The following is a 21,031-nucleotide window of genomic DNA, read 5'->3' as shown; positions in this document are numbered from 1 at the left end:
CTGGGCCACCCGTCGTGTCTCGCTTTCGGCACGGGAAGGGGCGCCATGGGCTACGCGAACATCCTCGTCGCCCTCGACCTCAGCGAGGACGCTCCGGACCGGGTCAGCCTCGCCGCCGGATTGGCGCGGCGCTTCGAAGCGATCCTCACGGGTGCGGCCGCCCAGACGGTGCCTGTTCCCATCCTGGTGCGGGACCTCTGCGAGGCGGCCGACGACGTCGAGCAGAATGCGACCCGGGTCCGCGGGATCCTGCAACGGGCGCGCGACGTGTTCGAACACAGCGCCGGCAGCGAGCTGCGCACGCTCTGGCACGCGGGCTTCGCCGATCCGCTGACGCATCTCGTCGAACAGGCGAGCACCGCCGACCTCGTCGTCGTGAGCCGGCAGGGGCCGGATGATCCGGACCCAGGTCCGCTGGGCGTGTCGCCGGGGCCCGTCCTGATGCAAGCCGGCCGGCCCGTCCTCATCGTGCCGCCGCGGATCGTCCATCTGAAGGCCGCCCGCATCGTCCTCGCCTGGAAGGACGGTCCTGAAGCGCGCCGGGCGATGTCGGCGGCGCTGCCCTTCTTCCGCGCGGCGGATCAGGTGCTCGTGGCGACCCGCGGCGAGGACGTGCGCGTCGGCAACGCCGAGGATCTGGCGGTTCACCTCGCCCGGCACGGCGTGAGCGCCACCGCCCACCACCTCCACGCCGCCGGCCAGGATGCCGACGCGATCATGCGGTTCGCCCTGGAGCAGGACGCCGACCTGATCGTCATGGGGGCCTACGGCCATTCCCGCTTGCGGGAATGGATCTTCGGCGGCGTCACGCGCGATGTCCTCGACCGCGCACCCATCTGCAGCCTGATGTGTCACTGATGCGTCGGCGGCTGCTCTCCGTCGGTGTCGCCCTCGGCCTGGATCTGCTCTGCACCGGAGCGATCGGGGCGGAGGAATCCTCGGCGCCGCAGGGGCGGAAGTTTGCGCATGCGCATTGCGCAGGCTGCCACGCCATCGGCCTCCGGGGCGCGAGCCCGATGCGGGCGGCCCCGACCTTCAGGATGTTGGCCGAGCGCTTTCCCGTCGACGACCTCGCCGACGTCCTGATCGAGGGCGTCGAGAGGCGCCATCCGGCGATGCCGGACTTCCGGCTCGAACCGGATGATGCCGCCGACCTCACGGCTTACCTCAAGACGCTGAAACCGTGACGGCCGGTCGACGAATGCACGACCGTGCATCCCGGCCACTGCAGTGCGGATCGGATCGCGGCCGGGTTCAGAAGGCGTAAAAGTCGGTGCAATGCGCCGGCGGAAGGAGACCGGCGTAGCCCCAGATGCAATCGTCGTAGCGCCTCCAGCGCTGGAACCCGTCTGCCGCGCCCATCATCGGAACATGGGCGCCCGTGTCGAATCGGCCGCCGGCCATGGTCCGGCTTCGCACGCCGCCTTGGAAGGCGGCGCGATCGCGGTAGACCGACGCCCGGTCCCTGAAGCGGGGCGATCTTCGCACGGGGCCGCACGCGCAAGTCGATGTCCGACGCGCCTCGACATGCGCGAAGGGCAGGGCGCCGCTTCCGGGCCGCGCGAGCGCCGCGGTCGATCCGACCAGGACGGCGATGACGAGGACAGAGCGGAACATGACGCCTTCTTCCGGTCACCGGATGACGGCGCGGATCATAGACCCGCACCCCGACCGCGCGTTTGACGCGTGTCAACGGAATCTCATCCGGCGAAGGTCTCGCTGCGTGCGCGATCCGAGGACGCGCCGCCTCGGCAGGCCAAGCTCGTCGGTTCACACTCGAACACAGCATTTTCCCCGCTCGATCGCTGCATAGGCACATCCGATGCGGCGTTCCCGTGTTGATGAAGATCAAGCCGCGGCGGCGGGACACGGCTTATCTGAGTTGCGGATGCGGGTTGGAGCCCGGTCATTTCGCCGGCATCCCGGAGTCCTTCGTGGAGAACGTCGCGCGCCTGCCGAGCGAGCGGTTCGATCCGGTCGCGCAGCCCACCGGAGCCGCTGTCCTGGACATGGTCCGGTCGCTCCTGCTCGAACTGCACCCGGAGCGGGGCGCGACGATCGCGGTCGACCTCGACAGCGACCTCGAACGGGAGTTCGGCCTCGACAGCCTGGGGCGCGCGGAGCTGATCCTGAGGCTGTCGCGCAGCTTCCGGGTGTCGCTGCCGGAGAGGCTGATCGGCGAGGCAGCGACGCCGGCCGCGTTGCTGGCCGCGATCCAGGCTGCGGGCGCCGCGCGCGAGCCCTCGGCGGCGTCCCCGCCACCAGCCGCGCTGCCGACGGCGGCCGAGCCGCACCGGGCCACCACGTGGGCGGACGTGCTCGATTTCCACGTCCGCAATCACCCGGACCGCCCCCATCTTCGATTGCAACAGGAGGACGGGACCGAGACCGTTCTGACCTACGCGGCGCTCGACCGGCGTTCGCGTCAGGTCGCGGCCGGCCTCCTGAAGCTCGATCTCGCCTTCGGCGACCGGGTCGCCCTCATGCTGCCCACCGGGCCCGACTTCTTCCCGGCCTTCCTCGGCACGATCCTGGCGGGTGGGGTCCCGGTCCCGCTCTACCCGCCGTTCCGGCGCGCCCAGATCCAGGATCACCTGCAGCGTCAAGTCGGTATCCTGGCGAACGCCGCGCCGCAGATCCTGATCACCGATGCGGCGATCAAACCCTTCGCCTGGCTGCTGCGCGACGGCGTCGAGAGTTTGCGGGTCCTGACGACCACCGCGGATCTCGTGACGGAAGACGCTCTGGCGGCGGCCGTCCCGGCCACGGGGGCGGACCTTGCGCTGATCCAATACACCTCCGGCAGCACAGGCGATCCGAAGGGCGTGATGCTGACCCACGCCAACCTGCTCGCCAATGTCCGCGCTATGGGCGAAGCGGTGGCGGCCTCGTCGGCTGACGTTGTCGTGAGCTGGCTCCCTCTCTACCACGATATGGGATTGATTGGCTGCTGGCTGGGCAGCCTCTATTTCGGTGCGCCGGCGGCGATCCTTTCACCCCTGGCCTTCCTGGCCGATCCGGGGCGCTGGCTCAGGACAATCCATCGCCAGCGCGGCACGATCTCGGCCGCCCCGAACTTCGCCTACGAGCTGTGTCTCAAGACCTTGCGGGACGAGGATCTCGCGGGGCTCGATCTCAGCTCGCTGCGCGTCCTGACCAACGGGGCCGAACCGGTCAGCCCGGACACGCTGGCCCGGTTCACTGAGCGCTTCGCGGCCTTCGGCCTCCGGCCGTCGGCCGTCACACCCGTCTACGGGCTCGCCGAATGCGCGGTCGGCCTCACCTTTCCGCCCCTCGGCCGGGGCCCGCGCATCGACTGGATCGACCGCGCAACGCTGTCGCGGAGCGGCGAGGCCCTGCCGGCTGAGCCTGGCGCTCCGGGGGCCGTCGCCTTCGCCGCCTGCGGGCATCCGTTGCGCGGCCATCAGATCCGGATCGTGGACGAGGCCGGGCGCGAGGTGCCGGAGCGCCGGGAGGGGCGGCTGCAGTTCAACGGTCCCTCCGCGACGACCGGCTACTTCCGGCGTCCGGAGATCACCCGCGCCCTGTTCGACGGAGCTTGGCTCGAGAGCGGCGACCTCGCCTATTTGGCGAGCGGCGACGTCTTCGTGACGGGGCGTACCAAGGACATCATCATCCGGGCCGGTCGGAAGATCCATCCGCACGAGCTGGAAGAGGTGGCGGGTGCGGTCGACGGCGTCCGAAAGGGCTGTGTCGCGGCCTTCGCGAGCCCCGACCCGAGAACCGGGACGGAGCGGCTGATCCTCGCCGCCGAGACGCGCCTCACCGGTGCCGCGGCCCTGGAGGAGCTGCGCCGCACCCTGGCCCGGGAAGCGACGGGCGTGATCGAGCAGCCGCCCGACGTGATCGTTCTGTGTCCGCCCCGCACATTGCCGAAGACGTCGAGCGGGAAGATCCGTCGCGCGGCGACGCGGTCGCTCTACGCGGCAGGCGAACTCGGCCGCCCGGAAGCCGCCCTGCGGACGCAGCTGGTCCGGCTCGCCGTCGCGGGGGCCGCGGCGCGGCTGCGCCGTATCGGGCGGCTCTGGTCGGAGGCAGCCTATGCGGCGTCCTGGTGGGGCGCCCTCGTCGTCATCGGTGCCATCCTATGGCCGCTGGTGCTCGTCCTGCCGAAGCGCGCTTGGTGCTTCGCCGCCCTCCGGACGGGCCTGCGTGTCTTCTTCCGGGTCACGCGGACACCGTTGACCGTATCGGGCGAGCCCGTCAGCCGCGGCGCCGTCGTCGTCGCCAACCATGCGAGCTATCTCGACGGCGCCGTGCTGGCGGCCGTGCTGCCCGGGACGCCGGTCTTCCTCGCCAAGCAGGAGCTGGCCCGTCAGCGCATCGCCGGGCCGTTCCTGCGGCGGCTGGGAACCGCCTTCGTCCACCGGGGTACCGTGGCGGGTATCGCCGACGCGGCGGCGATCGTCGGGCGCATCCGCGATGGCGAGCAGGTGGTCGCGTTCCCGGAGGGCACCTTTACCCGGACCCCGGGCCTCCTCGGCTTCCACCCCGGTGCGTTTCTGGATGCCTGCCGCGCGGGTGCCCCGATCGTGCCGGTCGCGATCACGGGCACGCGGTCGGCGCTGCGGGCCGATCAGTGGTTCCCCCGGCGGAGCGTGATCCACGTCCATGTCGGAGCGCCGATCGCCCCGGACGGCGAGGATTTCCACGCCGCGATCCGCCTGCGCAATCGGGCGCGCGCGGCGATTCTCGCCCGCTGCAACGAGCCGGACCTCTCCCGGGAAGCGGTGCCGCCGCCCGTCGAGCCGGCTCCGGAATGATCATGTCGGGCCGCTCCGAGACACGGATCTGCGCAAAGCCGCCAGCGGACGCCTCGACGGGCACGATCCCCAGCCTTCTGCGAGCCCAGGCAACCCGCCGGCCGACGGCGGTGGCCTACGTGGCACACGATCCTGCCGAGGGACGTTTCGCGGCGATCACATGGGCCGAGATGGCCGAGCGGGTCGCCGAACGGACGGCCGCCCTGGCCAGCGAGGCGCTCGAACCGGGCGCACGGGTCGCGCTCTGGCTGCCGAACGGGATCGAGTGGGTGGCGTTCGATCATGCGGCGCTCTCGCTCGGCCTCGTGGTGGTGCCGCTCTTTCCCGATGACGCTCCCGCCAACGCCGTCGACATCCTGGCGGATTCCGGCGCCCGCATCGTCGTCGTCCGCACGGCGGCGCAATGGGACAGCCTCGGCGATCGCGCCCAGCTGCGCACAGGAGTTCAGCGCGTGATCGCGCTCGAGGAGCCGCGAGGAACCCGACCTTCCGATCCGCGCCTGCAGAGCCTGCGGTTCTGGCTCGCAGGGGCGCGTGGATCCGTGCTGACTCCTGCCGGGCGCGACCCCGATGCCCTCGCGACGATCGTCTACACGTCGGGGACGACCGGTCGCCCGAAGGGCGTGATGCTCTCGCACCGCAATCTGCTGGCGGTCGCGCAGGCTGTTCTCGACCGCAACCCCGGCTCGGATCGGGACGTGTTCCTGTCCTATCTGCCCCTCGCCCACATCTTCGAGCGTGTGGTCGGGTGCTATCTGCCGCTGATCCTCGGAGCGCCCGTCGTGTTCGCACGATCGGTGGCGAATCTCCAGGAGGACCTCCTGTTCGCACGCCCGACCATCCTGCTGGTGGTCCCGAGCGTGCTGGAACGTCTGCGCCACAGCGTGACGGAACGGGCGGAGCGGACGCCGCCGACGCGCTGGCTGCTGCGCGCAGCCCTGGCCCGAGGCTGGGCGCTCTTCGCGGCCCGGCGGGACGGACGGCGGCTCGGCCTTGCCCGGACCGTACTCGGCCTCCTGCTGCGCAGCATGGTGGGGCGCCCCATCCGCCGCGCGTTCGGCGGTCGTTTGCGGCTCGCGGTCTCTGGAGGCGCCGTGCTTCCGGAGGATACCGCCCGGTTCTGCCTCAGCCTCGGTCTGCCCCTGGTCGAGGGATACGGCCTGACCGAGGCGGCCTCGGCGGTCACGGGATTCCGGCTCGGCGCCACGCGCCCGGGCCGGGTCGGCCCCGCACTCCCCGGAATGGAGATCCGCCTCGCGGCCTCGGGGGAAATCCTTGTGCGCTCGCCAGGCGTGATGCTCGGGTACTGGCGCCGTCCGAACCTCACGGGCGAGGTCCTGCGTGACGGATGGCTGTATACGGGCGATCTCGGCACGCTGCAGGACGGCGATCTGTGCATCACCGGCCGGCTGAAGCAGATGATGGTCCTGTCGACCGGCGAAAAGATCTCGCCGGAGGCCGTGGAGGCCGCGATCTTGCGCGATCCCCTGTTCCGTCAGGCCATGGTTTTGGGCGAGGGCGAAGCGCGGCTGTCGGTCCTGGCGGTGGTCGATGCGGCGATGTGGACGCAGCTTGCGCAGGATCTGGGTCTCGATCCCGCGGCGGAGGACGCCCTCGATGACGCGCGCGCCCGACGGGCCGCTTTGGATCGGATCGCCGCGGCGCTGCATGACGGACCCCGCGCTGCCAGGGTCCGGGCGGTGCGTCTGCTGCGGACGCCCTGGACTGTCGAGGACGGCCTCCTGACCCCCACGCTGAAGCTGCGCCGCGCCGTCCTCCTTGACCGGTTCGCCGGAACGGTGGCGGCCCTGCGCGGCGAGCCTGAACCGCCGCGCGCCTGAGCAAATCTGGGTTCGCCGACACGGTCCACCCCTGATGCGGCTCCGGTCCGCCGCTCAGTACTTGTCCGTCAGAACCGCCTCGATCCCGTAACGCACCAGACGATCGCGCGATCTGACGCCCGATCGGATGCGGTGGGCAACTTCGAAGGCGATATGATTCTCGACAAGATATCGCGGAATCATAGGAAACTCGGACAAGAATCCGGTCAATGCGTCGAGGGCCTCTCTGTGGGCTTCGACAGCGAGTCGAATATCCGATGGCGACATCGCGATCCTCCTCCTGGCTTGAGAGTTTGATGCCGGAGACGGATGCGGCAGCGTTGATCCTGATCAATGTGTGCCGCGGTCGACTGCTTCACCGCTTCGACAGACGAAGAGCGCCGCCAGCGCCACGATGGACAGGCTCTCGGTGTCGCGCGAACCGGAATGCTGAAGACGATGGCAACGTTGAAAAAGGCCCGCGGAATCGATCAGCCCGAACGCCGGGCCACGGCGATCGCGAATGCCAACTGGTTCCGGGCCCGTGCCCGCCAGGCGCTCCGCGAGGGCCATCCGGACAGCAGGCTGCGCGCCGGCCGAGCCCGGGTGGCCGCACGGCTCGTGCTCGAGCGAGCGCGACGCGAGGGCCTTCTGATGGATCAGGCGGCCGGCGCCGCCTGACCGGGAGCCGCGCGGCCCGCGCCGCCTCAGGAGGAACGCCATGACCGACAAGGACCTGCGCCGGGCGGTGCTCGACGAACTCGACTTCGACCCCAGCCTGGACGCCGGGGATATCGGCGTCGCCGTCTCCGAAGGGGTGGTGACGCTCACCGGCCATGTCGGCAGCTACGCCGAGAAGGTGGAGGCGGAGCGCGCCGTGCGCCGCGTCCGGGGCGTGCGCGCCATCGCGCAGGAGATCGCGGTCCGCTACGCCGACGCGAAGAAGGTGGCCGACGACCAGATCGCCGCCCGGGCGCTCGCGATCATCGACTGGTCGGTGCATCTGCCGAAGGACGCCATCCAGGTCACGGTGAGCGGCGGCTGGATCACCCTGACGGGCGCCGTGCCCTGGCGTTACCAGTCGAGATCCGCCGAGGCCGTCGTGCGGCAGCTCTCAGGGGTGCTTGGCGTCACCAACCGGATCGCGATCGAACCGCGCGTTCCACCTGGGGCGGTCAAGGACAAGATCCTGGAGGCGTTTCGGCGGAGCGCGCTGTTCGAGGCCGACGCGATCAAGGTCACCGTCTCGGGCGACCGGGTCATTCTGGAGGGTGCCGTGACGGCCTGGGCGGAGCGCGATGCGGCCGAGCGCGCCGCATGGTCGGTGCCGGGCGTGCGCGCCGTCGAGGACCGCATCGTAGCCATGGCCTGAGCGGACAAGATGGGATGCACCGCGGCGCGGATTCGAGATCGATCCTAGATCCCGGAGTTGAGCGCGCGCGGCACCGATCCGTCTGGCGGACGGAAAGACACGAAGTGTTCGGACCGGGGGGCCTGTCCCGTCGCGTGACAGATCGCGAGCCACTGAGGCGCGGTTCCCGGTGTCCGATCAAGGATCGCGCCGGCCTTCGATTCGACTGGCGAAGGCCGGCGCAGGGAGGAACATCCCGGGTCGTCCGGCCAAGTCACGTTCAGCGCATCGCGATGGCGCGCCGCGCGCAAAGATCGCCGTCGCGAAGAGAGACAGCAAATATAGTTCTTCAGCAAAGTTATCGATTGATTCCCGGCGAGCGGTTCGTGCTCTCACTCTGCCGGGGCCGGGGGAGAGATGCCGGTCACCTGGACGGAGGGCTCCTCACTCAGCCAGCGATACAGAATCCCGCCGAGAACCCCACCGAAGATCGGGGCGACCCAGAACAGCCAGAGCTGGGTCAGGGCCCATCCGCCGACGAAGACCGCCGGTCCCGTGCTGCGCGCCGGGTTCACCGAGAGGTTCGTGACCGGGATGCCGACGAGGTGGACGAGGGTCAGGCACAGCCCGATGGCCAGCGGCGCAAAGCCGACCGGGGCCTTGCCGTGCGTCGCGCCCATGATGACGAAGACGAACATCATGGTGAGCACGACCTCGGTCAGGAGGCAGGCGGTCAGCGCGTATTGCCCCGGCGAATGCGCGCCATAGCCGTTGGCGGCGAAGCCCTTCTCGACGGAGAAGGCCGGCGCGCCGCTGGCGATGGCGTAGAGCACAGCCGCGGCGACGAGGCCGCCGACGACCTGGGCGATGACGTAGGCCGGGATGTCGTGGGCCGGAAACCGGCCTCCGGCTGCGAGTCCGCAGGTCACCGCCGGATTGAGGTGGCAGCCCGAGATGTGCCCGATGGCATAGGCCATGGTGACGACAGTCAGGCCGAAGGCGAGCGCGACGCCGAGGAGGCCGATTCCGACCTGCGGAAACGCGGCCGCGATGACGGCGCTCCCGCAGCCCGCGAAGGTGAGCCAGAACGTGCCAATGGCCTCGGCCGCGCACTTGCGGATATCCATGGAACCTCCTGCGGTCAGGCGAGGCGACATTTCCGTGGCCCGCCCGACCGAGCGGATCGGATTATCCAGGGCCGGACCGCATCCTGCCGCGAAGGGAGGGGCCTCGATTTGAGCTAGATCAATTTCGCATCGCGGGTCTGGTCGCCGGCACCGGTCTCTTCGGCGCGGCGCCTCGGTCGATCCGCCAGTTTCTCCCGTGCTGCGCAGGGCATGCCGAGCCGTCGATCGACGCCCGGGCCGTCGAGAACGGGGACCCGCGCCTTTGATTTGAATCAACGCCGTTCCGATCGAACGGGCGATTCAATCGGAGGTGATCGGACGGAATGGGGACCGCCTCCTCATCCACGGGTCCGACGGGAGGTGTCGTATGGGCGGAACGGTCACCTTTGGAACGCTGCAGACCGGAGCGGGGCGTGCCCGCGGATGGCTCCTCGCGGTCGGCAGCCTGCTGCTGATCCTCGGCATCGTGGGCCTCTTCATGGTGGTCAGCCTCACGATCGTCAGCACGCTCTGGTACGGCGTCCTCCTGATCGCGGCCGGGATCGCCGAGATCGCCGAGGCGCTCGCCAAGCCGTCGGAGGTCGAAGCGTGGCGATCCCGCGTCGTTCGGTTCTTCGCGGGCCTGCTCTACCTCGTCGGCGGTCTTTGGGCCGTCTTCCGCCCCCTCGAAGCGTCGCTCGCCCTCACGCTCGTCCTCGGGCTCACCCTGATCGCCTCCGGCGTGGCGCGCGCGCTCTGGGCCATCGTCCACACGACGCAGCTGTCGCGCGCCACGGTGATCCTGTTCGCCCTGCTCTCGATGCTCCTGGGCGCCGCCATCATTGCGCAATGGCCCTATTCGGGCCTGTGGGCGATCGGCCTCTTCGTGTCCTGCGACCTGATAGCCGCGGGATTGTCATGGGCGTGGATCGGCCTCTTCGGCCCGCCGCCGGTCGCGCCGGCGCTCGCATCGCCCGGAAGCGGGTCGGCGACCCGTTGAGCCGCTGGGGTGAGCGCCGATCTCCGTCGGCGCGGACGGGATCGGGTGGCAGAGCCAGGGACATCAGACCACGAGCCGGAGGATGGCAATGGAACCGATGCATCGTCGTGCCGTGCTGGGCAGTTTCTCGTCCGCCGCCCTGGCGGCTGCGGGCCTGCTCATGGTGCCGGGTGCCGTCTACGCCGCGCCCCTGAGAATCGAGCCCCTCGATGATCCGAGCGGCGCGCCCGTCGAGAAAGCACAGGCCGTCGTCGTCGTCCCGCGGCGGCGCCGCCGCAGGGTCTGCTGGTGGCGACGCGGACGACGGGTCTGCGCCTGGCGCTGACTGGTGCGCCGATGACCGGATCCGGCCGCCGCCGCCCGGCGACCCGGTCGTCCCACGGCAAGCCACCGCGTCCGGGATGGAGCAGACCGATGTCGACGCGCCGCGCCTTCATCAAGACTCTTCCCGCTGTCGGAGCCGCATTCTCCGCAGCCGGATGCCTCCTGGCGGAAGCGCGTGCCGCGGACGACGGGGAATCCCCGGCTGCATCCGCCGGTCCGGAGCACTTCCACCCGAAAGGCAAACCGCCGTCGTCGTTCACCCGCGCCGTGCTCCGGCAGGCCCGCACGCGCCTGCCGTTCGCGGACGACACGGATTTCGAGGAGCAGCGGCGCGGGCTGATCGCCCCCATGGCCGACGGGATCATCCGGGCCGACGATGGTCACGTCGCCTGGGACATGCAGCAGTTCCAGTTCTTGGAGCAGCAGGACGGATTCGACAGTATCCATCCGTCTCTGCTGCGCATCTCGCGTCTCAACAACAATTACGGGCTCTACGAGGTCGTCCCCGGCATCTATCAGGTCCGGGGGTTCGATCTCTCGGACCTCACCATCGTGCGGGGGCGGACGGGTTGGATCGTGTTCGACCCCCTCGTCAGCCAGGAGACTGCACGCGCCGCCTGGGCGCTGTTCCAGGCGCATGTGGGCGAGGGGCGGCCGATCTCGGCCGTGATCTACTCGCATACGCATGGCGATCATTGGGGCGGCGTGCGCGGGATCCTCAAGGAGGACGACGTGCGGTCCGGCGCCGTGCCGGTGATCGCGCCGGCCGATTTCCTCGTCCATACGGTGGCGGAGAACGTCTACGCCGGCAACGCCATGAACCGGCGGCTGTTCTACCAGTACGGGCTGCTCCTGCCGGCGGCGCCGCACGGCTATGTCGGACAGGGCCTGGGACAGCGCGTCTCGGCCGGCACCACAGGCCTGATCGCCCCGACGCGCTACGTGGAGAAGCCGATCGAGACCTTCGAGGTCGACGGCATCCCGATGGTCTTCCAGAATACGCCGAACACGGAAGCGCCGCGGGAGATGAACACCTACATCCCGGACCGGAAGGCGCTCTGGATGGCGGAGAACGTCATCGCGTCCCTGCACAACATCTACACCCTGCGCGGCGCCCCGGTGCGCGATCCGCTCAACTGGTCGAAATACATCAACGCGGCGCTGTACCGGTTCGGCCGGGAGGCCGAGGTAATGTTCGCCTCCCACCACTGGCCCCGCTGGGGCAATGCGCGGATCCAGGCGGTTCTGCGGGCGCAGCGCGACCTCTACGCCCACATGAACAATCAGGTGCTCCACCTCGCCAACCAGGGCGTGACGATCAACGAGATCCACAAGGTCTACGCGCTGCCGCAGAGCCTACAGCAGACGTGGCATTGTCGCGGCTATCACGGGTCGCCGGAGCACAACAGCCGGGGCGTGATCCAGCGCTATCTCGGATTCTGGGATTGCAACCCGGCGACGCTGATTCCGCTCGCCCCGTCGGAGAGCGCCCCCCTCTACGTCGACATGATGGGCGGTGCAAAGACGATCCTCGCCCGGGGAAAGCGGCTGCACGACGCGGGCCAGTATCTGCTGGCCCAGGAGATCGTGAACAAGCTCGTCCAGGCCGAGCCGCAGAACCAGGCCGCCAAGGACCTCCTCGCCGACATCTTCGAGCAGATCGGCTACCAGCAGGAGAATCCCGGCCTGCGCAACTGCTTCCTGGCTGGCGCCTACGAGCTGCGCTCCGGCATTCCGGAAGGCGCGACGGCCAGTTCGAGCAGCCCCGACGTGGTGCGGGCGATGCCGACCGAGCTCTTCCTGAACTTTCTCGGCATCCGCATGGACAGCCGCAAGGCGGAGGGGATGCGCTTCACCATCAACCTGATCACGCCGGACAACGGCGAGCGGTTCATCGTCGAATTGGAAAACGCGACGCTGACCAACATCGCGGGGTTCCAGGCCGAGAAGCCCGATCTCACCCTGACCATCAACCGGTCGGATCTTGAGCAGACGATGATCGGCGCCAAGACCCTGGAGGCGCAGATCGCCGACGGGACCGCGCAGGTCGAGGGCGACGCCGGCATCCTGAGCCGGCTGGCCGCCACGATGGTGACGTTCGACCCGCGATTCGAGATCCTGCCCGGCACCAAGGTGCGCGGCGCCGCCAATCGCGTGCAGTCCGACCCGTATCGGGCCGATTCCGGCGAGGCGGTCGCCGAGTAGACGGCGAAAGCCGCTCTTGCTCCGCAGCCGGTCGCGGTCCGGGATGGCGGCAGGGCGACGGAAGAGGTGCTCACGGGATGAGGGTATCGGTCCCATGTCGGATGAGGCGATCACGGCGGGCAGGCGGGGGCGGGATCCGGTCCTGATCGATCTGGCCCTGCAGGGCGGCGGCGCGCACGGCGCCTTCACATGGGGGGTCCTCGATCGCCTGCTCGAGGAGCCCTGGCTGAGCATCGACGGCATTTCCGGGACGTCGGCCGGTGCCATGAACGCAGCCGTCCTCATCGACGGCTACGAGCGGGACGGGGCCACCGGTGCGCGCGCGGCACTCCAGACCTTCTGGGACGCCGTCTCGCGCGCGGCCCGGTTCAGCCCGCTGCAGCGCAGCCCGCTCGACGTGATACTGGGCCGCTGGACGCTCGATTCCGCGCCTCTGTATCTGGCCGCGGACCTGATGGCGCGGGTCTTCTCCCCGTATGACCTCAATCCGCACGACTTCAACCCGCTCAGACAGATCTTGGACTCGCGGCTGGATTTCGAGCGCATCGCACGGAGCCGGATCAAGCTCTTCGTCACCGCGACGGATGTTCATACGGGCCGGGGCCGGGTGTTCCGCAACGCCGAGGTCACGGCCGACGTGCTCCTCGCCTCGGCATGCCTGCCGACCCTGTTCCAGGCGGTGCGGATCGACGGTGCCTCTTACTGGGATGGAGGCTATTCCGGAAACCCGACGATCACCCCCCTGGTCCGCGAATGCGAGTCGCGCGATACGATCATCGTGCAGGTCAATCCGGTCGAGCGCAGACAAGCGCCGACCTCGGCCCGGGAGATCCTCAACCGGCTCAACGAGATCTCCTTCAACGCGGTCCTGCTCAAGGAACTGCGGATGATGGCCTTGCTGCGGCAGGTCGCGCCCACGGACAATTCCGAGTGCGCACGATGGGCGGCCATGCGCATGCACCGCATCGCCAGCGACGTTGTCGCCGAGCTGGGCTCGTCCTCGAAGCTCAATGCGGAATGGGCATTCCTGACGATGCTTCGGGACGAGGGACGCCGGAGCGCCGCGACGTTCCTGACCGATCATGGGCCGGATCTAGGCCGGCGTCCGTCCTTCGACCTCGACCGACTGCTCGAAGGCGTCTGACGCAGCCGGAACGCTCCGTCGCGTGGCAGAGCTCGCAGAACTTGATCAAAATCAAGGCGCCTATATTGATTTATGTCTTATATTTATTTAATATAAATACAGCATGTGTTCCATTTATCAGTCTTGCGCGTTGCAGATCGACGATATCTTGTCAGACTAAATGGGCCTCTGCCCGAGCCTCTTCACACCGGTTCACGCGCATGATCGGCGCGGCACTTCGCAGTCGGACCGGCCCGATTCCGGGGGAGCACCTTCACACCGAAGACCGCTCGTCGCATCCGGCCGGCCCCGGAAACGGCCCGGCGCCCACAGACAGAGGAGTGAACGCTTATGCACACGATCCGGGCTCTTCGCGCGGCGCTGGCCGCCTTACCCCTGTTGACCTTCGCGACGTTCGCGGACGCGACGGCCGCTGGCCCCACACCGGGCAAGGCGCTGGCCGGACCGACGGTGTCGGAAGCCAGGGTCACCATCGGCCGTCACAAGGCACTTCCGAAGAAGAAGCGTATCCATCGCGAGCGGAAGATGTAGGGGCGATCGAGCGACCGCAAATGCACGACTGACTTGACCGGCTGGCTTTGAACCGAACCGATCGAGAGCATGTGCCTGGTGCAAAGCCAGCCGGTCAGGGTATCGGGTTCGTGCCGAACGAGAAGTTTTGGCACGGGGCCACCGCGACCACGGCGATGACGCATGCCGCGATCCACGGCTGGACGGCAAGGCCGGCCCTGAGATGGAGCGGGTCACCGAAGGACCGTATGCCGAATCATGAGCTCGGGCCGCGCGTTCGACAGTCAGCAACACGATGCCAAGAGCGGACCATCGGATTTCCATTCAGCTGAGACGCTCGGCGCCCAGCGGCGCATGAAACAGGGCGTCGATGACCGCTCGTCCGTTCGGTTCAGCATGGCGCATATCCAGCCGCCATCGGCCCGCCGATCTCATTCGGACCCGCGTCGTCCGAGCCCAATCCGGTCCATCACCGCAACGTGAGAGCCGTGCATTCCATTGGGGATCGGACTGTGTCCATAGCGCCACACGTAACGTAACACTGTTACAAAGTTCGTCAGGCCCGTTGACCGGATGCGCGCCGGTGGCGAATATCGTCCGGCCAAGGTTCTTCGGGTCCCGGCCCGGAGCTAAGACGGGAATTCGGTGCGCTTTTCGGAGCGAATCCGAAGCTGCCCCCGCAACTGTGAGCGGCGAGCGCCTGCCACCGATGACCACTGGTGCTTGCACTGGGAAGGTCCGGCGGGCGCTTTGACCCGTGAGCCAGGAGACCTGCCTTCGGCACGATGACGTCCCTCGGGCGGGGTGCCCCGGCGGAGCGCGCGGTGTCGCCGTCTCGTGGGCGACGCTGCCCGTATCCCCGTGGCCTCCACCCGGCAACAGCGAGTGTGTGGTGGCGACCTCCGAACGTCCGTCTCTCGGCGAGCCTGCGCGGTTTTCAGCGCCATCAGCGCGTCGTCCGCGGACTCCGCATCGCGGTCGGCGGCTGGCGCTCGCCGCTGTCCTCTCGGCCGGGCTTCCGATCGAGGACGTGCGGGCGCAGGAGAGCGTGACGTTGGAGGAACTCTCGGTCGAGCAGGTCGGGGAGGGTGCCGGCCGCACGACGGCCTCCGGGCGCGGCACCATCGGCCTGATCGGCCCGACGCCGGGATACGGAGCGGGCACGGCCGTCAGCGCCACGCGCACCGCCACTCCGCAGATCGACGTGCCGGTGGCCGTGTCCGTGGCGCCGCGGGAGACGATCACCGACCTCGCCGCCACCCGCGTAGACCGGGCGTTCAACTATCTGCCCGGCGTCGCCCAGCAGAACAATTTCGGGGGTCTCTCGATCTTCAGTTACGCCATTCGTGGTGTGACGACCTCGGAGATCTACAAGAACGGTTTCCCCCTCAATCGCGGGACCCCGCCTCCGCCCGACGCGCAGAACATCGAACGCATCGAGGTGCTCAAGGGACCGGGGGCGGCCCTGTTCGGACGCAGCGATCCCGGCGGGCTCGTCAACCTCATCACCAAGCAACCCACCGCCGAACGGTTCGTCGAGTTCGGCAATCAGGTCGATTCGTTCGGTCTGACCCGCGGCACCATCGATGCCGGCGGTGCCCTGAACGCGGACGGGACGGTCCTCTATCGCTTCAATCTCGCCGCACAGGGGGCCGGCAGCTTCCGCGACTTCGTGGACAGCGACCGGCTGCTCGTGGCTCCAGTGGTGAGTTGGCAGGTCACGCCGGACACACGCGTTACGGTCGAGACCGAGTTCGTGAAGAACCGCATCGTCTTCGACCGGGGCGTGATCGCGCTCAATCGCCAGCTCGGCTTCCTGCCGCTCTCGCGGTTCCTCGGCGAGCCCGGTCAGAGCACCTACCAGAACAACAATTCGCTGCAGGTCCGCGTCGATCATCGCTTCGATGAGAACTGGCAGATGCGGCTCGCCGCTTACTTCAACACCGGCGATCTGGAAGGGGAATCGGCGGAGATCCGCGGAATCGCCGCCAACAACCGCACCGTCTTTCGCGACCGCAACGTGCGCGACTATCGCTGGGACGTGGCGGTCGGTCAGGCCGACCTGATCGGGCGGTTCGATACGGGCGGCATCGGCCACACGCTCCTCCTCGGCATGGACCGGGAGAGCACCGACAGCCGGACGGTCTATCTGCGCTCGAACTTCCGCACGAGCCCCTTCGCCCTCGACATCTATTCGCCGGTCTACGGACAGGCGCTGCCGCCGATCACCATCCCACGCAACAATATCGAGCGCATCACCAATACCGGCCTCTATGCGCAGGACGAGATCGTCCTGAGCCCGGAATGGCGGGCGCTGATCGGCCTTCGGCTCGACATCTTCGAGCAGAGCTTCCGCGAGCGCGTGGTGCGCAGCCAAGTGGACCAGTCGCGGGTCGCGGCCTCGCCCCGGGCGGGCCTGGTCTACCGGCCGATCCCGGAACTCGCCTTCTACACCAATGTCGGCACGAGCTTCCGGCCGAATATCGGCACCGACGCCGCCGCCGTCACGCGCGGCACGGCGCTGCCGCCCGAGACCGGCCTCGGCTACGAGGTCGGCGCCAAGTCCGAATTATTCGGCGGCAATTTGCTCCTCACCGCCGCCGCCTTCCGCGTGGAGCGGGAGAACGTGCTCACGCCCGACCCGGCGAATACCGGCTTCTCCCTCGCGGCCGGCGCCGTGCGCAGCCAGGGCTTTGAGCTGACGGCTCAAGGACAGATCACGCCGGAACTGAAGCTCCTGGCCGGCTACGTCTATGCCGATGCCCGCGTTACCAAGGACAACGTGCTTCCGGTCGGCGCCCCCCTGGTCAACGTGCCCCGCCACTCCGGCAGCCTGCTCGCGGTCTACGAGCCAGCAGGCGCGTGGCGCGGCTTCGGGATCGGCGGCGGCGTGCGCGGCGTGGGCGAGCGGGCGGGCGACGCGGCGGGGTCCGGCTTCACCCTGCCGGGCTTCATCGCGGTCGATGCGCTGGCCTATTACAAATTCGGCAACGCCCGCGTGGCGCTCAACATCGAGAATATATTCGACACCGATTACTATGAGAGTTCACTGAACGTATTCCGCGTCTATCCGGGCTCGCCCCGTCGCATCACGGGCTCCGTGACGGTGCGGTTCTGATGGCGGTTGAGCCGGTGTTGGCGCTCGGCCGCGTCGTCAAGCAGTTCGGAGGCAGGACCGCCCTCAGCGGTCTCGACCTCACCCTGCGCGCGGGTGAGGTCTATGCCCTGCTCGGTCCCAACGGTGCCGGAAAGACCACCACGATCAACCTCATCCTTGGCTTCCTGAAGGCCGATGCGGGGGAGGTCCGGGTCTGCGGGATCGATGCAGGGACGGATCCCATCGCTGCCCGGGCGCGCACCGCCTACATCCCGGAGCAGGTGGCCCTTTATCCGGGGCAATCGGGATTGGAGAATCTCCGTTACTTCGCGACCCTCGCCGGTCTCGCGATCGATCGGGCGGAGGCCGAGACGCATCTCGCGGCGGCCGGGCTGGCGCCTGAGGCCTGGGCGCGGCCCGCCTCCGGCTATTCGAAGGGCATGCGCCAGAAGGTCGGCATCGCCATCGCGCTCGCGCGAAAGACCCGGCTGCTGCTGCTCGACGAGCCGACATCCGGCCTCGACCCATCGGCGGCGGCGGCCTTCTCCGGGACGGTGCGGGCGGCGGCGGAGCGCGGCACGGCGGTGCTGATGGCGACCCACGACCTCTACCGCGTGCGCGAGATGGCCGACCGGGTCGGCGTGCTGGCGGGCGGGCGCGTCGCCGAGGAGATCGATCCGAGGCGCTGGGCGCACACCGATCTGGAACGCCTCTACATCGCGCGCCTGTCGGGGGCGGTCACGTGAGGCGCGTCCGCGCGGAGTTGGCGCTGCTGTGGCGGGACGCGCGCGTCCGCTGGATCGGCGGCCTGCTCGTCCTGCTCCTGATGGTCACGGGCCTCGGCGCCTGGCAATCCGCCCGCGATTACGGTGCCGAGGTCGCGCGGGTCACGGCCGCAGAGCGGGCCCGCTGGCTCGGGCAGGATGCCAAGAACCCGCATTCCGCCGATCATTACGGCCTGTGGGTGTTTCGCCCCTCGTCGCCCCTCTCAATCCTCGATCCCGGCACCGAGCCCTATACGGGCCGGATGGTGCGGATCGAGGCGCACCTGTTCAACGATGCGGTCTACCGCGCCGTGCAGGATGCCGGCCCCTTCGACCGGGCCGGCCTCTCCGATGTCTCCGATGTCGTCGGCCTCGTTGTTCCCCTGGTGGCGCTTCTCCTCGGCTTTGCCGCCTTCGCGGCGGATCGCGAGCGCGGTACCCTGCGCCTCGCCCTCGGCAACGGCGCGCCGCCCGGCCCACTCTTTGCCGCCCGCTTCGCCGCCCTGAACCTCGTCCTTGCGGTCCTGGTCTGCCTGCCCCTCCTCACGCTCGGCGGCGTGGCCATTGCGAGCCTCGGCACCGCGGGTTGGCAGGCTTGGCCGCGCCTCCTCGTCTGGGTCGCGGTGCAGGCCCTCTACGGTGCCGTCTTCCTGCTCATCGCGATGATCGCCTCGTTGCTGGCCCGCACGGCGCGAGGAGCCTTGACGATCTCCCTCGCGGTCTGGATCGCGCTGTGCCTCGTCGCGCCACGGCTCGCGACTGCAGGCATGGAGATGGTCTCGCCCGCCCCGTCCTATCGCGAGACCCGGCTGCGGATCGACGGGGACCTGCGTCCCCATAAATCCGCCGAAGCCAGCGATGCGCGAGCGCAGGCGACGCTCGCCCGCTACGGCGTGAGCGATCCGCAGGAACTCCCTGTGGATCTGCGTGGCATCATGATGGTGGAGAACGACCACCATGCCTTCGCGGTCTACGACCGGGAACTCGGGGCCTTCTTCGCGGCCCTGGCTACGCGGGATGCCGCGTTCGGCTGGGCGGGCCTGCTCTCGCCGCGCGTCGCCCTCCAGCGTGTGTCGGAAGGCCTTGCGGGGACCGATTTCGTTCAGCACGCCCATTTCGTCTGGTCTGCCGAGGCTTACCGGCGGGCGATCTCGGAGCGCATGAATGCCGAGATCCGCGACAACCCACAGCGCGACGGGCGCGCCATGCTGGCGGGGCCGGAATTGTGGCGCGAAATTCCGCCCTTTGCCTTTGCGTCCCTGCCGCTGTCGCGGTCCCTCGCCGAGATCCGGGTCCCGGCCCTCCTGCTCGGTCTGTGGCTGGCGCTGCTCGCCGCCGGGAGCATCCCCCTGATCCGCAGGCTGGCCCCGTGAGCCAATCGCGCTTTCTCCCACTGCTGTGGACCGAACTGGGCCTGATCCTTCGCGAGCGGCTGACCTGGGCGATCCTCGCCGCGCTCCTGGCGGCCCTCTGCCTGGGGGGCCATACCGGTGCCCAGCGTGTGGCGGGCGAACGGGCCGCGATGGCGCAAGCCTCGGACGATGCCGCGCGCTCCCTCCGGGACGCTAAGGAGGCCGCCGCCCGCTACGCCGTGCCGCGTGCGATCACGGTTAATTACTGGCAGGATCCGACCCACGCCTTCGGCTACATGCACTACTTCCTCGCCGCCTACGCCGTGAAGCCGCCGACACCCCTGGCCGTGCTCTCTGCGGGGCAGAGCGAGATCCAGCCCGCCGTCATGAAGACGAGCTTCGGCTTCAGCACCGTCTTCGAGGACACGGCCTACGAACTGGGATCCTCCGCCGCGCTGAGGCTCGGGCCCTTCGACCTCGCCTTCGTCCTCATCTACCTCGTTCCCCTGGCGGTGATCGCCATCGCGGGAACGCGCCTCGCCGCCGAGCAGGATGCCGGGATCCTCCGCCTCATCGCGGCCCAGCCCGTACACCCCCGGATCGTCGCGGGCGCGAAGTTCGGCGCGGCAGCGCTCATCCTCGTCGCCGCCGTGATCGGGGGGACGGCGTTGGCCCTGGCGCTGGCGGGATGGCGGGACCTCCCTCCGGGCTGGGCCACGACCCTCGCCCTCTTGGCCGCCGCGCTCTGCGCCTATGTCGTGCTCTGGGTCGCCGCCTGTGCCCTCGCCGCCAGCCTCTGGCGCGGGGCGGTGGCGTCGCTGACGATCCTCGTGCTGACCTGGGCCTGCGTGACCGTTGTCCTGCCGGCCCTCCTTGGTCTCGCGGTGGACAAACTGGCGCCGCCCCCCTCGCGGATCGCCGCCATCGACGCCAGCCGCCAAGTTCAGGATGCCTTCTACCGGGGCGACGAGGCGGCGAAAGTCACAGCCACATGGCTGACGGCGCGGTTGCCCGGCACCACGGACCGACCCGACTTGCGCGAGACGCCGCAAATCAAGCGGCTGGCCCGGGATGCGTTCTACGAGACGACGCTCGCCCCCTACCGCGCAGGGATGCAGGCCCGCGCCGAGGGCGCCGCGGCCTGGAGCGCACGCCTGGCTCTTCTGTCTCCGGCGACGACGCTCGCCCTCGCGCTCGACACGGCGGCGGGCACCGACGCCGCCCGCCACGCCGCCTTTCTCGCTGCAGCCTCCGAGTACCGCCGGAGCCTGCGCGCCTTCTTCGAACCGCGCATCCTAGCGCAGGAGGTGCGGCCGGCGGCCGTCTGCGCAGGCTGCCCGGCGCGCCTCGATTTCGACGCCTACGATGCCGTGCCGCGCTTTCCGACTGTGATGGCGGCAGACGCAGCGCGATGGCAGGCCGCGCTCAGTGCGCTCACCCTGTGGGGCGTGGCATTGGCTCTGGCCGGGCTGGCCTTCCGCCGCTTCGCGATATGGTCCGTATGAGCGCTGTCGCGACGTCGGCTGCCCGCCCGGATTTTGAGACGCGGCCCGGCGATGCAGAACTTCGAGCCG

18 protein-coding genes and 1 riboswitch are annotated in these 21,031 nt (G+C 69.2%); of the genes, 15 read left to right on the top strand and 3 right to left on the bottom strand.

Going from position 1 to position 21,031, the window contains the following annotated elements:
• The first annotated feature begins 45 nt into the window (after positions 1-45).
• Both PQI07_RS02985 and PQI07_RS02980 read left to right on the top strand, forming a co-directional pair.
• On the top strand, positions 46-858 hold the full coding sequence (locus PQI07_RS02985) for a universal stress protein (protein WP_274926000.1): 813 nt from the start codon (positions 46-48) through the stop codon (positions 856-858).
• Entirely contained in the window at positions 858-1,187 is a 330-nt protein-coding gene (locus PQI07_RS02980; protein WP_274925999.1) for a c-type cytochrome, read from the top strand. The genes PQI07_RS02985 and PQI07_RS02980 overlap by 1 nt, the downstream gene beginning before the upstream one ends.
• Positions 1,188-1,254: 67 nt before the next feature.
• On the opposite strand, the gene PQI07_RS02975 is transcribed toward PQI07_RS02980, so the two are convergent.
• A complete protein-coding gene (locus tag PQI07_RS02975; protein ID WP_075381576.1) occupies positions 1,255-1,617 on the bottom strand; it encodes a hypothetical protein in 363 nt (120 codons plus the stop codon).
• Positions 1,618-1,895: 278 nt separating this feature from the next.
• Between PQI07_RS02975 and PQI07_RS02970 the strand changes: the two genes are divergently transcribed.
• Positions 1,896-4,784, top strand: a complete 2,889-nt coding sequence (locus PQI07_RS02970; RefSeq protein WP_274925998.1) for an AMP-binding protein — start codon at positions 1,896-1,898, stop codon at positions 4,782-4,784.
• A complete protein-coding gene (locus tag PQI07_RS02965; protein WP_446720938.1) occupies positions 4,781-6,625 on the top strand; it encodes an AMP-dependent synthetase/ligase in 1,845 nt (614 codons plus the stop codon). Before PQI07_RS02970 ends, PQI07_RS02965 begins: the two co-directional genes overlap by 4 nt.
• Before the next feature lie 54 nt (positions 6,626-6,679).
• Here PQI07_RS02965 and PQI07_RS02960 read toward each other — a convergent pair whose 3' ends face one another.
• Positions 6,680-6,892: a hypothetical protein gene (locus tag PQI07_RS02960; protein WP_179697936.1), complete on the bottom strand. Its 213-nt coding sequence runs from the start codon at positions 6,890-6,892 to the stop codon at positions 6,680-6,682.
• 159 nt (positions 6,893-7,051) lie between these two features.
• Here PQI07_RS02960 and PQI07_RS02955 point away from each other — a divergent pair, with 159 nt between their 5' ends.
• The gene (locus PQI07_RS02955) at positions 7,052-7,285 is read left to right on the top strand and encodes a hypothetical protein (protein ID WP_236952824.1); all 234 of its coding nucleotides are present in this window, start codon (positions 7,052-7,054) and stop codon (positions 7,283-7,285) included.
• Between the two features lie 40 nt (positions 7,286-7,325).
• Positions 7,326-7,976, top strand: a complete 651-nt coding sequence (locus PQI07_RS02950; RefSeq protein ID WP_274925996.1) for a BON domain-containing protein — start codon at positions 7,326-7,328, stop codon at positions 7,974-7,976.
• A gap of 371 nt (positions 7,977-8,347) precedes the next feature.
• Here the strand turns inward: PQI07_RS02950 and aqpZ are convergent, their stop codons facing one another.
• Positions 8,348-9,082, bottom strand: coding sequence for an aquaporin Z (gene aqpZ, locus PQI07_RS02945; RefSeq protein WP_043350328.1), 735 nt, complete (start codon positions 9,080-9,082; stop codon positions 8,348-8,350).
• A gap of 367 nt (positions 9,083-9,449) precedes the next feature.
• Here aqpZ and PQI07_RS02940 point away from each other — a divergent pair, with 367 nt between their 5' ends.
• The 9 genes from PQI07_RS02940 to PQI07_RS02900 all read left to right on the top strand — a co-directional run bounded on the left by PQI07_RS02940 (position 9,450) and on the right by PQI07_RS02900 (position 20,962).
• The gene (locus PQI07_RS02940; protein ID WP_043350331.1) at positions 9,450-10,061 is read left to right on the top strand and encodes an HdeD family acid-resistance protein; all 612 of its coding nucleotides are present in this window, start codon (positions 9,450-9,452) and stop codon (positions 10,059-10,061) included.
• Between the two features lie 88 nt (positions 10,062-10,149).
• A complete protein-coding gene (locus PQI07_RS02935) occupies positions 10,150-10,386 on the top strand; it encodes a hypothetical protein (RefSeq protein ID WP_274925995.1) in 237 nt (78 codons plus the stop codon).
• An 89-nt stretch (positions 10,387-10,475) separates the two neighbouring features.
• Complete coding sequence (locus PQI07_RS02930) at positions 10,476-12,590, top strand: alkyl/aryl-sulfatase (RefSeq protein WP_274925994.1); 2,115 nt, start codon at positions 10,476-10,478, stop codon at positions 12,588-12,590.
• A gap of 94 nt (positions 12,591-12,684) precedes the next feature.
• On the top strand, positions 12,685-13,734 hold the full coding sequence (locus tag PQI07_RS02925) for a patatin-like phospholipase family protein (RefSeq protein ID WP_274925993.1): 1,050 nt from the start codon (positions 12,685-12,687) through the stop codon (positions 13,732-13,734).
• 330 nt (positions 13,735-14,064) lie between these two features.
• Entirely contained in the window at positions 14,065-14,265 is a 201-nt protein-coding gene (locus PQI07_RS02920; RefSeq protein WP_075381581.1) for a hypothetical protein, read from the top strand.
• Positions 14,266-14,831: 566 nt separating this feature from the next.
• Positions 14,832-15,038, top strand: a riboswitch (cobalamin riboswitch).
• A gap of 236 nt (positions 15,039-15,274) precedes the next feature.
• Positions 15,275-17,362, top strand: coding sequence for a TonB-dependent siderophore receptor (locus PQI07_RS02915; RefSeq protein WP_236961649.1), 2,088 nt, complete (start codon positions 15,275-15,277; stop codon positions 17,360-17,362).
• Positions 17,362-18,087, top strand: a complete 726-nt coding sequence (locus PQI07_RS02910; RefSeq protein WP_274925992.1) for an ABC transporter ATP-binding protein — start codon at positions 17,362-17,364, stop codon at positions 18,085-18,087. The genes PQI07_RS02915 and PQI07_RS02910 overlap by 1 nt, the downstream gene beginning before the upstream one ends.
• Entirely contained in the window at positions 18,084-19,478 is a 1,395-nt protein-coding gene (locus tag PQI07_RS02905; RefSeq protein ID WP_274925991.1) for a DUF3526 domain-containing protein, read from the top strand. Before PQI07_RS02910 ends, PQI07_RS02905 begins: the two co-directional genes overlap by 4 nt.
• Positions 19,475-20,962 (top strand): DUF3526 domain-containing protein, encoded by a 1,488-nt coding sequence (locus tag PQI07_RS02900; RefSeq protein ID WP_274925990.1) that lies wholly within the window; start codon positions 19,475-19,477, stop codon positions 20,960-20,962. The genes PQI07_RS02905 and PQI07_RS02900 overlap by 4 nt, the downstream gene beginning before the upstream one ends.
• Positions 20,963-21,031: the final 69 nt, after the last annotated feature.

Source organism: Methylobacterium sp. 092160098-2 (assembly GCF_028920805.1).
In the GTDB taxonomy this organism is placed as follows: Bacteria; Pseudomonadota; Alphaproteobacteria; order Rhizobiales; family Beijerinckiaceae; genus Methylobacterium; species Methylobacterium fujisawaense.
This window is presented reverse-complemented; position numbering and strand designations above follow the sequence as displayed.

Bases quoted from the DNA above. Each gene is read 5' to 3' on its own strand.
- PQI07_RS02985 (WP_274926000.1), top strand. From the start codon at position 46: ATGGGCTACGCGAACATCCTCGTCGCCCTCGACCTCAGCGAGGACGCT.
- PQI07_RS02980 (WP_274925999.1), top strand. From the start codon at position 858: ATGCGTCGGCGGCTGCTCTCCGTCGGTGTCGCCCTCGGCCTGGATCTG.
- PQI07_RS02975 (WP_075381576.1), bottom strand. From the start codon at position 1,617: ATGTTCCGCTCTGTCCTCGTCATCGCCGTCCTGGTCGGATCGACCGCG.
- PQI07_RS02965 (WP_446720938.1), top strand. From the start codon at position 4,781: ATGATCATGTCGGGCCGCTCCGAGACACGGATCTGCGCAAAGCCGCCA.
- PQI07_RS02960 (WP_179697936.1), bottom strand. From the start codon at position 6,892: ATGTCGCCATCGGATATTCGACTCGCTGTCGAAGCCCACAGAGAGGCC.
- PQI07_RS02955 (WP_236952824.1), top strand. From the start codon at position 7,052: ATGCTGAAGACGATGGCAACGTTGAAAAAGGCCCGCGGAATCGATCAG.
- PQI07_RS02950 (WP_274925996.1), top strand. From the start codon at position 7,326: ATGACCGACAAGGACCTGCGCCGGGCGGTGCTCGACGAACTCGACTTC.
- aqpZ (WP_043350328.1), bottom strand. From the start codon at position 9,082: ATGGATATCCGCAAGTGCGCGGCCGAGGCCATTGGCACGTTCTGGCTC.
- PQI07_RS02940 (WP_043350331.1), top strand. From the start codon at position 9,450: ATGGGCGGAACGGTCACCTTTGGAACGCTGCAGACCGGAGCGGGGCGT.
- PQI07_RS02935 (WP_274925995.1), top strand. From the start codon at position 10,150: ATGGAACCGATGCATCGTCGTGCCGTGCTGGGCAGTTTCTCGTCCGCC.
- PQI07_RS02930 (WP_274925994.1), top strand. From the start codon at position 10,476: ATGTCGACGCGCCGCGCCTTCATCAAGACTCTTCCCGCTGTCGGAGCC.
- PQI07_RS02925 (WP_274925993.1), top strand. From the start codon at position 12,685: ATGTCGGATGAGGCGATCACGGCGGGCAGGCGGGGGCGGGATCCGGTC.
- PQI07_RS02920 (WP_075381581.1), top strand. From the start codon at position 14,065: ATGCACACGATCCGGGCTCTTCGCGCGGCGCTGGCCGCCTTACCCCTG.
- PQI07_RS02910 (WP_274925992.1), top strand. From the start codon at position 17,362: ATGGCGGTTGAGCCGGTGTTGGCGCTCGGCCGCGTCGTCAAGCAGTTC.